Raw genomic sequence first — 14,045 nt, forward strand, 5'->3', positions numbered from 1 at the left:
GGACGTTTTTTAGATTCTTTATCTCCTTAACTGGTTGGAATCGTTTTGCTACCGCTCCGCAAGCGCCAGTTTTTCTTTCACATCCCGGTTCACGATGTAAGCGGGAAAGCGGCCCTGGAGGACGTCCACCACGTTCTGTGCGGTTTTTTGTTTCAGCTCATGCACGGATTCTTCTGAATAGAAGGCGGAGTGCGGCGTCAGAATCACGTTATCCATCGTGCGGAACGGATGGTCGGCAGCTGCCGGCTCCTGCTCCAGCACGTCCAGAGACGCCGCGCCGATTTCCCCTTGCTTCAGCGCGTCGATCAGCGCCTGTTCATCGATCACCGGTCCGCGTGACGTGTTAATAATCAGCGCATTCTCTTTCATCTGCTGAAATGCTTCTTTGTTGAACATGCCTTCTGTTTCGTTCGTCTGCGGCAGGTGGACCGAAAGGAAGTCCGATTCTCGGCAGAGCGTTTCAAACGAAACGAGCTTGACGCCAGCTGAGGCGGCGGATTCTTCGTCGACAAATGGATCGTATGCTACCACTCGCAGACCGAACGGCTTCGCTTTTTCTGCTACGTTTCTCGGTATGTTGCCGAATCCGGCTAACCCGAGCGTCTGCTTTCGGAGCCTCGGAATCGGTGCTGCCTTTTGAAAATGCCATTCACCTTTGCGGACCGAATCACGCAGAGTGACTAGTTTTCTGGCGTGCTCCAGTACAAAGGCCATCGTGTGATCCGCAACTTCATCCAGACAGTAGTCGGTGACGTTGCAAACAAGCACGTTACGATCCGTTGCAGCTTCGACATCAATCGTATTCACCCCGATCCCGTACCGGGCGACCACCTTTACATTCGGCAGCTGTTCCAGCACGTTTCGTGTAATCGGCGCATACTGATTCAACAGCGCGTCCGCATGCTGGCACGCCTCAATGACCTCTGCTTCTGTTTTGCACTGATGCAGCTCCAGCTTTATATTCTGACCGTCTATCACGCTCTGTTCCGGTTCAAATGTCGTATAGTCATAATCGGTAACGGCGATTGTCCATTGTGTCATGTGAATCTCCTCCTACCTCGGGAATGTCAGGTGCTCAACCTCATCCTGTTTGCCAATCAGCACATCGTCTGCCACCGACGCGAAAATACCGGTCTCGACGATGCCAGTAAGCAGCTTCAGCTGTTCGTGCAGCGATTCGCTAACCGTGACGCCTTTCGTTTTACAGTCAACGATCCAAAGGCCATTGTCCGTCACAAACGGCTCGTCTTCACGTACACGCAGCTCCGGTTCAAGGCCCGTCCGGCGGATCCGCTCCATCGTTTGCCTGTATGCAAACGGAACGATTTCCACCGGCAGCGGGAACGCGCCAGCTGCGTTCACGTATTTCCCTGCATCAATCAAAATCAGCCGCTTATCTGCTGCTTCCAGTACGAGCTTCTCCCGCAGCAGCGAGCCGCCCCCGCCTTTGACGAGCAGTCCTTCCGGCGTCACTTCATCGGCGCCATCAACAGCGAGCTCGACGGCATCCACTTCCTCCATAGTACGAACGCGGATGCCATACTGCCCGGCGAGGCGGGCCGATTTTACCGACGAGGAAACAGCTTCGATTGTCAGCCCCTGCTGCACCCGTTCGCCAAGCTTTTCAATAAAGATGTTCATCGTGCTGCCCGAGCCGAGACCGATCGTCATTCCGTCTTTCACCCAGTCGACGGCAGTTAAAGCCGCGAGTTCTTTTTCCCGCTCCCGGCTCATGAACGGCCTCCGGCAAGTGCCACCAGCTCTTCTGCACGGCTCGTTAGTTCAGAAAAGTTTCCAGAGTCGATCAGCTTCTGGTCGACGAGCGAGCCTCCAAGTCCGCAGGCTATTGCCCCTGCTTCGCGGAAGTCCGCGATGTTTGTCCGGTCGATGCCGCCTGTCGGAATGATCGGCACATGCGGAAGCGGTCCCTTCAGCTCCTTGATGTAGCGCGGTCCGAACGCGGACGCCGGAAAGACTTTGACACAGTCAGCGCCAGCCTCCACCGCCTGCAGCGCTTCTGTAGGCGTAAGCACGCCGGGAATCGAGACGGCACCAAGCTTTTTTGCCGTTTGAATCACGCGCCTGTCCATGTTCGGGGAAAAAATAAACGAAGCTCCCGCCTGCACCGCAGCTACAGCCTGCGCTTCGTCAATCACGGTGCCGGCGCCGATCCAGGCTTCTTGCCCGTAGCGGTGCACAAGTTCATGAATCGTATCAGCAGAATCATGCTCCTGCATCGTCAGCTCCAAATTCGTAACACCGCCTTTTAACAGCGCCTCGACGAGCGAAAACACGTGCTCCTTCGGCGGTTTACGGATCACAGCAATAATCGGTGATGCTTCAAACATCGGAAATGTATGCATACTTTTCCCTCCTTAACTTACCGGTTCACGTCTTCGGCCGGTCGTTTTCCTTCAGCCTGAATCAGCGTGTCCAGCTCCTGTCGTGATGGAAATCCTTCTATGTCACCTGCTGCCTGAACCGTACATGCTCCGGCAGCGTTACCGAGCTGCACCGATTTCGAGAGCGTTTCTTCGTGCAGCAGTCCGCTCATAAAGGCAGCGGCAAATGCGTCGCCTGCGCCGATTGGATCGGTCACGTTCTGAACGGGGTAGCCGGCGACATATAACTGCTCGCTGGGTGCTGAAACGAACGCCCCGTCTTCTCCGAGCTTGACCACGACCGTCAGCTCCGGATTCTGTCGCTGGTAAAACGAAGCGATCGCCTCCGGTTCGCGTTCGTCTGCTAGCAGCTCGCCTTCTGACTGACCGATCAGCACGTAGTCGCTTGCAAGCGCATAGCGGTTCAAAATCTCAGCCGCTTCTTCGCGGCTGTTCCACAGCTTCATCCGCACATTCGGGTCAAATACAACCGGAATGGCTGCGTTTTTCGCCGTTTCCTGCAGCTGATCGGCTGCGTGACGGCAGTCGGTGCTCAATGCCGGAAGGATTCCGGACAAATGCACGAGCTTTGCGCCAGCCACGTATTCCGGGTCCACGTCCCCCGGCTGCAGCCTGCTAGCTGCCGAGCCGGCCCGGTAGTAGTACACGTTAACGCTGGCCGCGCGGCGGCGTTCCTTAAAAAAGAAACCCGTCGGTGCCTGCTGATCCCGCGCTACATGTGACAGATCGATCCCTTCCCCGCGGAGTGTTTTCTCAATATACGTGCCGAACGGATCGTCGCCTACGCGGCTGATCCAGCCGCTCGTATGTCCGAGCCTTGCCACACCGACGGCTACGTTCGATTCCGCGCCGCCGATTTGCTTGCGGAAGGTATCCACATATTCAAGCGGCAGATCCTGCTGGGGGTTCATGATCACCATCGTTTCCCCCATCGTTATCACTTCCGGGGACATCATATCGCTTCTCCTCCTTACCATTCTGCAATGCTGCCATCTGCGTGGCGCCAGACCGGGTTTTTCCAGGCAAACGCATCATTTGCTGCGCGGCGGATTTTATCTTCATCCATCTCTACACCAAGACCTGGTCCCTTCGGCAGATGAACAAATCCGTCTTCGAACGCAAAAACCGACGTATCCTTTAAGTAGTCATTTAAGTCATTGCCGACGTTGTAGTGGATGCCAAAGCTTTGCTCCTGAATAAACGCGTTATGCGAGACCGCGTCCACCTGCAGGCACGAAGCGAGCGCGACCGGGCCCAGCGGACAGTGCGGTGCGAGCGCCACATCATACGCTTCCGCCATCGACGCGATTTTCCGGCATTCGGTGATGCCGCCCGCGTGCGAAAGATCCGGCTGGATGATGTCAGCGTAGCCGCCTTCAAGCAGCGGCTTAAAATCCCATTTCGAATACATCCGCTCTCCGGTCGCAATCGGGATCGACGTGCTGCGCGCAATTTCCGCAAGCGCCTCATTGTTTTCCGGAAGCACCGGCTCCTCCAGAAACATCGGCCGGTACGGCTCCAGTGCTTTGGCAAGTACTTTTGCCATCGGTTTATGCACCCGGCCGTGAAAATCGAGCCCGACTTCCACGTCCTGCCCGACGGCGTCGCGGATCGCCGCAATCCGGTCCACCGCTTCATCGACCTTTTTATAGGAATCAATGTACTGCATCTCATTGGTCGCATTCATTTTGACTGCGGTAAAGCCCTGTGCGAGCTGCTGCTTCACGTGTCCAGCTACGTCGTCAGGCCGGTCGCCGCCGATCCACGAATAGACGCGCATTTTTTCCCTGCACGCTCCTCCGAGCAGGTCATATACCGGCACACCGTGAAACTTGCCTTTAATGTCCCAGAGCGCCTGGTCGATACCGGCGAGTGCACTCATGTGCACCGGTCCCCCGCGGTAAAAGCCGCTCCGGTAGAGCATGTTCCACGTATCTTCAATCAGCCGCGGATCGCGGCCGATGACGTATTCCTTCAGTTCTTCAACTGCTGCCTTTACTGTAGCGGCACGGCCTTCCACGACCGGTTCGCCCCAGCCGGTGATTCCCTCGTCCGTTTCCACCTTCAGAAAGCACCACCTCGGCGGTACGATAAAGCATTCCATCGACGTCACTTTCATCCCGATTCCTCCTACGTTAAAAATTGAACAACGGCATCGAGCGCCGCCTCTGCATCTGTTCCTTCTGCCCTGACCGTGACCCGGTCCCCGTTGCCGATACGCAGGCTGACGAGCCCGAGCAGGCTTTTGACGTTTGCCTCGATCACGTTGCCCCCGGAGCGATTCACGATATAAATGTCCGACTCATACGGCGTCAGCAGATTCGTCAGTTCGACAATCGTCTGAGTTTCTTCCAGACGGATCGTAATATCCTGTTTGGCAATCTCCATATCTACAGCACTCCTCGTAACATAATGATAAAAAAAAGCCGTCCAAAAGCTGGTTGGACGGCTGTTGTCAGATCGCTACCTGAACGATGGCAGGTACAGCGAAAGCTGCGGAATAAAGGTGATGATCAGCAGTGCGATCAGCATCATAAAGAAGTACGGAATCACGCCGCGGGCGATCGTCATGATCGGCAGACCGGATATTCCGGAGCTGACGAACAGGTTAACCCCGAGCGGCGGTGTAATAAAGCCGATAGCAAGCGTAATGATCATGACCATCCCGAAGTGCACCGGATCGTAGCCGAATTCGATGGCTACCGGCAGCAGCAGCGGCGTCAGAATGATGATCGATGCGAGCGTGTCCATGAAACAGCCGACGATCAAAAGCAGCACGATGATGAGCAGCATGATGATAACCGGGTTTTCCGAAACTTGCACCATCGCTTCTGCGATACGGGTCGGCACCTGCTGACGCGTCAGCAGCTGGCCGAACGCGGTAGCAGAGCCAACCACGATGAGCACCGTTGCGGTCGTAAGCGATCCGGCTGCGAGCACGCTCGGCAGCTTTTTAATCGGCAGCTCGCGGTAGACGAACACGCTGATCAAGATCCCGTAGACGACGGCAATCACGGCCGCTTCTGTCGGTGTAAAGATACCGCCGTAAATACCACCTAAAATGATGATCGGAATCAAGAGCGCCCACTTCGCTCTCCAGCACTCTGCTCCGAACCGCTTAAACGTAAACGGCTCTTCCGAGTCACCCTTATAGCCCATTTTCTTCGAATAAAAATAAGCAAACGCAATCAGAAACCCGGCAACGATCAGACCGGGAATAATCCCGGCGATAAACATATCACCGATGGAGGTTGACCCTGTCACTCCGTACATGACCATCGGGATACTCGGCGGAATCATCACGCCGAGGGACCCGGCGGCCGCAACTGTCGCTGTCGCAAACCGCTTATCATAGCCGAGGCTGACCATCGCCGGAATCATCATCCCGCCGATTGCGGCAACCGTCGCAGGCGCGGAGCCGGAAATCGCTGCAAAAAAGAGCGCGGTCACGATCGTCGCAATTGCAAAGCCGCCAGTTTTATTTCCGACAAGTGAGTTGGCGACGCCAAACAACCGTTCCGTGATGCCGCCGCGTCCCATAATTTCACCGGCAATGATAAAGAACGGGACGGCCATCAGCGGAAAGGAGTCAATCGAAGTGACCATCGCCTGAGCTAGGAAATCGATCGTCTGCACATCGGCAAACACGATGGTAAGCAGGGTCGCCACACCGAGTGCGATCCCGACCGGTACGCTCAAAAGGAGCAGTACGGCAAAACTAATAAACAATATCGCTTCTGTCACGGCTACATCCCTCCTACCTGTCTACCTTCGGTTGGTCGTCTTCATTTTTCTCAATCAGCTCTTCCTGCGTGTCGAGCGCTTTGTCGTGCTCAAGCTCGACGGAGAAGTCACCCTTGCCTGCAAGCGCCCGTCCCTGCTGGTACAGCTGCTGCAGAAGCCGGATCACCGTGAGCCCCATTCCGACAGGTGTCGCCATGTAGACGAGTCCCATCGGCACTCCAAGACCAGGTGAACGCTGGCCGAGCTCAAGAATACGTGTCGCAATATCGGTGCCGTAGTAAATGATGACAACCGCAAACGCCAGGAAAATGACATTGGAAATCATATTGAGAATGATTTTGCCACGGTGCTTAAACACAATCAGCATCACATCCACTTTGATGTGGCGCTGCTTTTTAATCCCGTAGCTGATCCCGATATACACAAGCCAGATAAACGAGAACCGGGCCAGTTCCTCCGACCAGGCCAGCGAATCGCCGATTACGTAGCGCATGAACACCTGGAGGGCGATAATAATGATCATAATACTGGAGAAAACAACGAGCAGTGCCTCCTCGATATGTTCGTCCAGCCATCGGATAATACGCATGCTTCCACCGCCTTTATCATCAAAGCCAAGCTTAAGTACAGAAATAAATGGAGCACGGCCAGTTCCGGGCGCCGCCTAAGCGGCGTCCGGCTTTGCTCGTGCTGGAAAGCCGCCCCAAGGGGGATGGGGCGGAGTATGTCAGGAGTGTGGTACACTCCGGCTTCCTTCACTTACTGATGCATTTCCTCTGCTTCTTCAACGGCCTGGAAAAAGCGCTCTACAAAGTCCTGATCCAGCTGTTCAGCAAACTGGTCGTTAACCGGCTGAACGATTTCCGCCATTTCTTCGCGGGCCTCATCCGTTACTTCAGAATGCTCCATGCCTTCGTCGATCAGTGCGTCAAGCAGCTCTTCATTTTGCGCACGGTTCTGTTCGATCTGGAACTCGCCTGCCTCCTGAGCGGCATCGCCTACGATCTCCTGGTAGTCATCCGGGAGGGAATCATAAAACTGCTTGCTCATCAGGAAGACGAACGGGCTGTAGACGTGGTTCGTATCAGAATAGTAATCCTGCACTTCATAGAATCCTTCCAGGTAAATCGTCGCAAGCGGGTTCTCCTGACCGTCTACTGTACCCTGCTGCATGCCGGTAAACAGTTCACCGAACGCCATTGGCGTCGGGTTCGCTCCAAGCTCGGAGAAGGCTTCTAAATGCACTTCGTTTTCCATCGTGCGGATCGTCAGTCCCTGGAAATCTTCTGCTGTTTCAACCGGCTGTGTGCTGTTCGTCAGATCGCGGTAGCCGTTTTCCCACCATGCCAGTCCAACCATTTCCTGATCCTCAAGAGAATCGAGCAGCTCATCACCGATTTCCCCGTTCAGTACTTCCATCGCCACATCTTCATTGGCAAACAGGAACGGGAAGTCGAGAATCGCATACTCCTCAACGAAGTTCGTTACAGGTGCCGTGGACGGAATCGTCACCTCCTGGCTGCCTAGCTGCAACGCTTCCATCATTTCACGGTCGTCACCAAGCTGGGAGCTGTGGTAGGTCTCGACGTACACATCGCCGTCTGTTGCTTCTTCTACGATTTCCTTAAAGCGGAGAAGCCCTTCGTACTGCGGGTGCTGATTGTTCAGCCCGATGCCGGCTTCAATGACGTAGGAGGCATCGCCGCTGGAGTACTCGGAGTTCGCTGCTTCTGCCTCATTGTTATCGCTTACATTTTCTTCCGCATTGTTCGCGCCGTTGTCCGCACCGCCGTTATTGTTTTCTGCATCGCCGCAAGCTGCAAGCACTGCTGTGAGACCAAACGCCATCGTTACGGAAAGAACTGCTTTCTTTTTCATGAATACGTCACCTCTTTTTTATAGTTGGAGGGGAGCACGCTCCCCTCATGATACCTACTTCTTTACAACTGCATGGCCGCCGAATTCGTTTCGGAGCGCTGCCACTACCTTGCCAGTGAACGTGTCGTCTTCCTGAGATCGGTGGCGCATCATCAGAGAAAGCGCGATGACCGGTGCCGGTACTTCCAGATCCAGTGCGGATTCCACCGTCCACTTGCCTTCGCCGGACGAGTTCATGACGCCGCGGATGCCGTCGAGCTTTGGATCTTTTGAGAACGCGTTCTGCGTCAGTTCCATGAGCCAGGAGCGGATAACCGATCCGTGGTTCCATAGCTTCGCTACCTGCTCGTAGTCGTAGTCAAACTGGCTTTTTTCCAAAATGTCGAACCCTTCTGCGATCGACTGCATCATGCCGTACTCAATTCCGTTATGGATCATTTTGAGGAAATGACCGCTGCCCGGCGCCCCGGCATGCAGGTAACCGTTTTCAATTGTCGTATCAGTAAAAATCGGTTCGATGCGGCTGATAATCTCCTGATCGCCGCCGACCATCATGCAGGCACCTTCTCTCGCACCTTCCACGCCGCCGCTTGTTCCGACATCGACAAAGTGCATGCCAAGTCCGCGCAGCTTCTCATTGCGTGCAAGGGAATCTTTATAGTTGGAGTTGCCTCCGTCGATCACGGTGTCACCCGGCTCGAGCAGCTCTGCCAGCTGATCTACAAGCGCGCCGGTAATTTCTCCTGCCGGCACCATCAGCCAGACCGTTCTCGGTGCTTCCAGCTTCTGCACAACTTCTTCCAGGCTCCAGGCCGGCTCCGCTCCTTCACGTGCCAGTGCACTGATCTGTTCGTTATTCACATCATTTGCAACAACCTCGTGCTGATGATCCATTAAATTCAGCGCCAGGTTATAGCCCATTTTTCCAAGGCCGATAAACCCGATCTTCATACAGCCACTCCTTCCGAAAACGAAAAAGAAATATGTTTTCTTCCTGTGTCCTATTATAAGATAAAAAATTTCTTTTTCAATAGATAATAAAGAAAAAATATTTTTTTATTTTCTAAAATGGTTTATACTGGTCTCATACCACACCACATTGATAAAGGAGGCAGTGACATGCAGCAGCTCGCACAGGGGCATTGTAAGCATCGCATCCGCGCATCCTATCACGAGTTCCGCGCGAAGGAAAAAGTCATTGCAGATTACATCTTAGAACATCCGGAAGACATCATTCACTCCACCATCAGCCAGGTGGCAGATAACCTGCACGTCGCCGAAGCGACCGTGTTCCGCTTCTGCAAGCGGATCGGCTTTAAAGGCTACCAGGCGATGAAAATTGCCCTCGCCTCCGAACTCGTCAAAGGCGTGAAAGACATTCACGAAACGATTCAGGAGGGCGACGACGAAAAAACGATCGCCGAAAAAGTGTTCAAGGCTAACACCCGTACCTTAGAAGATACGCTCTCCGTCATGGATGAAGGAAAGATGAAGCAGGCGGTCGACATTCTCGTTCGCGCGCGCCGGATTGAGTTCTACGGCAACGGCGGCTCCGGAATCGTCGCCATGGACGCGCATCATAAATTTATCCGCACCGGCATTCCGACCGCTGCCTACAGTGACTCGCACCTGCAGCTCATGTCTGCGTCCCAGCTGACGCCTGAGGATGCGGTCGTGTTTATCTCGCATTCCGGAACGAACCATAACATATTGGAAGCCGTCGACATTGTGCAGAGTGCAGGCATCCCGACGATCGGGATCACGACGATCGCCAAGTCGCCGCTCAGCGAACGGGTCGATGTGGCGCTGTTCACTGTGTCGGAAGAAACCGAGTACCGCTCGGAAGCACTATCGTCGAGACTCGCGCAGCTCAGCTTTATCGACGCACTTTATGTAAACGTTAGCATGCAGAAAAAAGAGCAGGTACAGCAGTCGACGAAGAAAATGCGCGAAGCTATTTCCCGTACGAGAATTTAACTGTTCATAAAGGAGTCGTTTGATCGTGACACAGTTTACCGCCGGCCTTGACCTCGGCACCACGAGCGCCAAGGCTGTCCTCTTTACAAAAGCCGGAGAAGTCGTCGGCGAAGCAGAATGCAGCTATCCGGTCCAGCACCCGCACCCGGGCTGGGCGGAACAGGATCCGTTTGCGATTGAAGCGGCCGCTGTCAAAGCACTGAAAGAAGCGGTCACTGATGCCGGCCCCGGCGAGCTCTTGTCGGTCGGCCTCTCGTCTGCGATGCACTCGCTCATCTGCGCCGACGCTGATGCTGTGCCGCTCTCTCCTGCGATCACGTGGGCCGACTGCCGCAGCAGCAGCCAGGCTGACGCGCTGAAAGCATCTCCTGCCGGAACGGAAATCTACCTGCGCACCGGCACACCGATTCATCCGATGTCACCGCTCGTCAAGCTCAGCTGGATGCGTGACACCGGCTACGCGCCATATAAACAGGCAGCCCGCTTTCTATCCGTAAAGGAATGGATCACGGCGCGCTGGTTCGGCGTGTACCACGTTGACTATTCTGTCGCCTCCGCCTCCGGGCTCTTTAACATTCACGAGCGCACGTGGGAGCCGCTCGCGCTGGAAGCCGCCGGCATTACGGAAGCGCAGCTGTCTGAACCGGTGCCGCCGCACTTTATTTTCCGCGGACTCGATCCGGAAACGGCTGAAGCGATCGGGATTAAAGCCGATACCCCGTTTGCGGCCGGCGGCAGCGACGGGCCGCTTGCGAACCTCGGCATCGGCGCGATCAACGCCGGCGAAGCCGCGATTACGATCGGCACGAGCGGCGCGATCCGCCAGATGGCGTCCGCCCCGCGCACCGACAGCCGCCAGGAAGTGTTCTGCTACGCCTTCACCGATGACCTATGGATTTTAGGCGGCCCGACGAACAACGGCGGCAACGTGCTGGAGTGGCTCAAGCAGCACGTCCATACGGCTGAAACCGGCACGAAGGATCCGTACGAAGCGCTGTTCACCGACATGGAGCACGTCGCACCCGGTGCTGACAACCTGCTCTTCCTGCCGTGCTTAAACGGCGAGCGTGCTCCCTATTGGGACGCGGCCGCAAAAGGGGCCTACGTCGGCCTGACCGTGAGCCACACCGACGCTCATATGACGCGGGCCGGGATCGAGGGGGTGCTCTTCAGCATTCAGAGCATCTCTAAGTCGCTCGAGCGCCTCACCGGTGAAGCCGGGAGCATTTACGCAAGCGGCGGCTTCGCCCGCTCGGACGTCTGGGTGCAGATGCTTGCGGACATGTTCGGGGAAGACATTCACCTGCCCCTCTCCCACCAGAGCTCGGCCTGGGGAGCGGCATGGATCAGCCTCTATGCGATCGGTGAAGTCGATGACCTCGCTTCGATCAAAGCGCACATTCCGATGCGTGAGTCGGTCACCCCGAGAGCAGACGTGCACGCCGTCTACAGCAGGCTCTATCCGGTATTCTCCGGATTGTACGACGCGCTGCGACCGGCGTTTCACGAGCTGCACGCCCTCTCTACCGATACAACACTGGCCTCCGCTTCCAAACGGTAAGCAAAACGCCTCCTTCCACTATTGGAAAGGAGGCGTTTTTTCTATTTCTCATGCTACACTAAAGCCAAAGGAGCGATAACGATGACCCTTTCCATCCGACCTGTAACAGCCGACAACTGGCGTGCGATCGCCGAGCTTGCACCGCACCCGTCCCAAGAAGCGTTTATCGAAGCAAACGCCTTCTCGATGCTCGAAGCTGTCTTCGATGACGAGCACGACTGGCAGTGTTACGGCCTCTATACCGATGACACTCCCGCCGGCTTTATCATGATCGGTGCCAAAAGCAGCGACGGCTCGTACATCTGGCTCGACCGCTTCATGATCGACCACCGCTTTCAGGGACGCGGACTCGGCGGCGCTTTTCTTCACGAAGCGATCCGCTTCATCCGCGACAAGCACCGCGTGAACGAAATCGTCCTGAGCGTCATCCCCGAGAACAAACCAGCAAAGACATTCTACGAGAAGAACGGGTTTGTCGATCTGAAACGCGTGAATCCGGAAGATGGGGAAGAGATGTTTGTTTATGATTTAAAGTAACAATGAAATCAGTCTGTTATACTGGAACGTAACTACCAGTGGGCGGTGACAGCGATGTATCATAAGCTTCGGGAAGGCGAATTAAAGCATGCGTACATAACAGACGAAGAGATCTGGCGGATTTTCTCACGGGTGATGTCGACGAAATCCTCAAAATCCTCCACGTATAAGTTCGTGCTGTTTAAGTCGCTGATTGAGAATCTGTACAACGTAAACGACCGGCTCGAGGTGAACTACGATCAGCTCGCTTACAGCTTTGCCAAAATGTTCTGGAACATGGTGGTCGGAAACGGGATCACGCAGCACAATACGGGAGCGAATGCAAAAGCAGCGACGATTATTTTGGATTATCAGGCCGCATATGCCACTCCTTCCGGCTGGAAATTCGATAAGGTGCCGGACGCAAATCAGGTGGAGATCGTCCGCAAGGTGAAGCAGGCGATGAAAACAAACGTATTTGGTGCGCTGTTTGGTGATACGGAAGAGACCTTTTACGAATTCAGCCATATGCACGAAAAACTCCGCTTCCATCCTAACGTTTATACGTTTCTGTTAAAGTATCAGCTTCTGCTCGTGCAGCTGACCAATTTCCACCTGGCACGAATGATCGAGAAGCTGAACGGTACCGCTTCCGGCCTGCTTTTGAAAGTGGAAGACCTGTCCAAGCGGGAAAACCTGAAGCCGTTTGAAAAAATACTGCTTCACTACATGGATGCATCCTGCTTTTACTGCGGAAAAGATGTCTCCACCGGCAAACGAAGCACGCACGTGGATCATTTTATCCCTTGGTCGTTCGTGCAGTCTGACCAGGTTTGGAACCTAGTACTCAGCTGCCAGACTTGCAACAGCTCCAAGTCCGATAAGCTGGCAAAGCCTTATTATCTGGATAAACTTCTTGATCGAAATGAAGCATTACAGGGACAGGCAGAGATCGCTGATTTCGACGTTTACGCCCCTGCCAAGCTGAGGCAGATGTATCAGTATTCCATTAAAAATGGGTATAACGATATCTGGGTGCCGCCGGCTACGTAATCCGAAAACAAAAAGAAACCTGCTGCGTCTAAGACCAGCAGGTTTTATTGGTTCTATAATATTTGTTGGGGTTTTAACACAATGGTGGCATAAAAAAACACGCAGGCTCCAATTCCTTTATACTTGAATTGCTGAGAAACAAGACAAAGGAGTGGAGCTGCGTGCACCTGCATGTTATCACAAAATCCATTGGATTAGAAGGCGTCATCGTGACCAACTGGACTTATCACAATCGAACCATTCAGATTCATGTCGAACTGCCTAAACGCCGACACACCTGCCCGGCCTGTCAGCGAAAGACTAGACGGATCCACGATTACCGGATCCAAAAGCTGGATCATCTGAAACAGGCGGAGCGCTGGACGGTCGTGTTTTACCGAAAGCGCCGCTATGCCTGTTCCTGCGGAAAACGGTTCGCAGAAAGCGCCCCTTTCGTGGCACGGTATCAGCGTCAGACCATCGAGTGGAATCAAATGCTTGCGCTAAACGTCGTGAAAGCCAAAACGTTTACCGATACCGCAGAAAGTGCCGGTACCTCCCCCACGACCGTGATGCGCCGGTTTGACACCCTGGCCGCCCCGCAATGGAAGGCGGTAACCGAACTGCCTCCGGTGATTGCGATTGATGAGTACAAAGGGGATACACGGGCAGGGAAGTTTCAATTGATTATCGCGGATCCAGTCACCCGGCAGCCGCTGGACATTCTCCCGGATCGCCGGGCGGATACCCTTAAAGCGTATTTGCGGGAGAAGGGCCAGCGGGTCACCACGGTGGTGATGGACATGAGCCACAGCTTTAAGCATGCCGTGAACCGGGCACTCGGCCGACCGGTGATTATCGCCGACCGATTTCACTATTGCCGGTATGTTTATTGGGCTTTGGAACGAGTCCGGCGCCAGGTCCAACAGTCATTT

Annotated in this window: 15 protein-coding genes; 5 read left to right on the plus strand and 10 right to left on the minus strand. The window is 54.7% G+C overall.

The genetic code is table 11. The features are described 5' to 3' along the window. Positions 1 to 48 precede the first annotated feature (48 nt). The 10 genes from ACFO4L_RS09515 to gnd all read right to left on the minus strand — a co-directional run bounded on the left by ACFO4L_RS09515 (position 49) and on the right by gnd (position 8,975). Complete coding sequence (locus ACFO4L_RS09515; protein ID WP_377909433.1) at positions 49 to 1,041, minus strand: C-terminal binding protein; 993 nt, start codon at positions 1,039 to 1,041, stop codon at positions 49 to 51. Between the two features lie 12 nt (positions 1,042 to 1,053). Then, positions 1,054 to 1,734 (minus strand): ribose-5-phosphate isomerase RpiA, encoded by a 681-nt coding sequence (gene rpiA / locus ACFO4L_RS09520; RefSeq protein ID WP_377909434.1) that lies wholly within the window; start codon positions 1,732 to 1,734, stop codon positions 1,054 to 1,056. Then, a complete protein-coding gene (locus ACFO4L_RS09525) occupies positions 1,731 to 2,363 on the minus strand; it encodes a bifunctional 4-hydroxy-2-oxoglutarate aldolase/2-dehydro-3-deoxy-phosphogluconate aldolase (protein WP_377909435.1) in 633 nt (210 codons plus the stop codon). The genes rpiA and ACFO4L_RS09525 overlap by 4 nt, the downstream gene beginning before the upstream one ends. A 17-nt stretch (positions 2,364 to 2,380) precedes the next feature. Next, complete coding sequence (locus ACFO4L_RS09530; protein ID WP_377909436.1) at positions 2,381 to 3,358, minus strand: sugar kinase; 978 nt, start codon at positions 3,356 to 3,358, stop codon at positions 2,381 to 2,383. A 14-nt stretch (positions 3,359 to 3,372) separates the two neighbouring features. Further along, positions 3,373 to 4,521 carry a galactonate dehydratase gene (gene dgoD, locus ACFO4L_RS09535; RefSeq protein WP_377909437.1) on the minus strand — a complete coding sequence of 383 codons (1,149 nt, stop codon included), beginning with the start codon at positions 4,519 to 4,521 and terminating at the stop codon, positions 3,373 to 3,375. A gap of 11 nt (positions 4,522 to 4,532) precedes the next feature. After that, positions 4,533 to 4,790 carry an HPr family phosphocarrier protein gene (locus ACFO4L_RS09540; protein WP_377909438.1) on the minus strand — a complete coding sequence of 86 codons (258 nt, stop codon included), beginning with the start codon at positions 4,788 to 4,790 and terminating at the stop codon, positions 4,533 to 4,535. A gap of 75 nt (positions 4,791 to 4,865) precedes the next feature. Continuing rightward, positions 4,866 to 6,146, minus strand: coding sequence for a TRAP transporter large permease (locus ACFO4L_RS09545; protein ID WP_377909439.1), 1,281 nt, complete (start codon positions 6,144 to 6,146; stop codon positions 4,866 to 4,868). Between the two features lie 13 nt (positions 6,147 to 6,159). Beyond that, a complete protein-coding gene (locus ACFO4L_RS09550) occupies positions 6,160 to 6,735 on the minus strand; it encodes a TRAP transporter small permease (protein ID WP_377909440.1) in 576 nt (191 codons plus the stop codon). 170 nt (positions 6,736 to 6,905) lie between these two features. After that, positions 6,906 to 8,024: a TRAP transporter substrate-binding protein gene (locus tag ACFO4L_RS09555; protein ID WP_377909441.1), complete on the minus strand. Its 1,119-nt coding sequence runs from the start codon at positions 8,022 to 8,024 to the stop codon at positions 6,906 to 6,908. 54 nt (positions 8,025 to 8,078) lie between these two features. Further along, positions 8,079 to 8,975 carry a phosphogluconate dehydrogenase (NAD(+)-dependent, decarboxylating) gene (gnd, locus tag ACFO4L_RS09560; RefSeq protein ID WP_377909442.1) on the minus strand — a complete coding sequence of 299 codons (897 nt, stop codon included), beginning with the start codon at positions 8,973 to 8,975 and terminating at the stop codon, positions 8,079 to 8,081. A 168-nt stretch (positions 8,976 to 9,143) separates the two neighbouring features. On the opposite strand from gnd, the gene ACFO4L_RS09565 reads away from it, so the two are divergent. The 5 genes from ACFO4L_RS09565 to ACFO4L_RS09585 form a co-directional block, all read left to right on the plus strand. Continuing rightward, on the plus strand, positions 9,144 to 10,001 hold the full coding sequence (locus ACFO4L_RS09565) for a MurR/RpiR family transcriptional regulator (RefSeq protein WP_377909443.1): 858 nt from the start codon (positions 9,144 to 9,146) through the stop codon (positions 9,999 to 10,001). A gap of 25 nt (positions 10,002 to 10,026) precedes the next feature. Further along, a complete protein-coding gene (locus ACFO4L_RS09570) occupies positions 10,027 to 11,562 on the plus strand; it encodes a gluconokinase (protein WP_377909444.1) in 1,536 nt (511 codons plus the stop codon). Positions 11,563 to 11,643: 81 nt separating this feature from the next. Then, on the plus strand, positions 11,644 to 12,099 hold the full coding sequence (locus tag ACFO4L_RS09575; protein WP_377909445.1) for a GNAT family N-acetyltransferase: 456 nt from the start codon (positions 11,644 to 11,646) through the stop codon (positions 12,097 to 12,099). Positions 12,100 to 12,153: 54 nt separating this feature from the next. Beyond that, a complete protein-coding gene (locus tag ACFO4L_RS09580; protein ID WP_377909446.1) occupies positions 12,154 to 13,131 on the plus strand; it encodes an HNH endonuclease domain-containing protein in 978 nt (325 codons plus the stop codon). 161 nt (positions 13,132 to 13,292) lie between these two features. Continuing rightward, positions 13,293 to 14,045 (plus strand): ISL3 family transposase (locus tag ACFO4L_RS09585; RefSeq protein WP_377909447.1); only part of this gene is annotated, 753 nt, incomplete at its 3' end.

The sequence above is a fragment of the Bacillus daqingensis genome, assembly GCF_042654445.1.
GTDB classification, from domain to species: domain Bacteria; phylum Bacillota; class Bacilli; order Bacillales; family Salisediminibacteriaceae; genus Alkalicoccus; species Alkalicoccus luteus.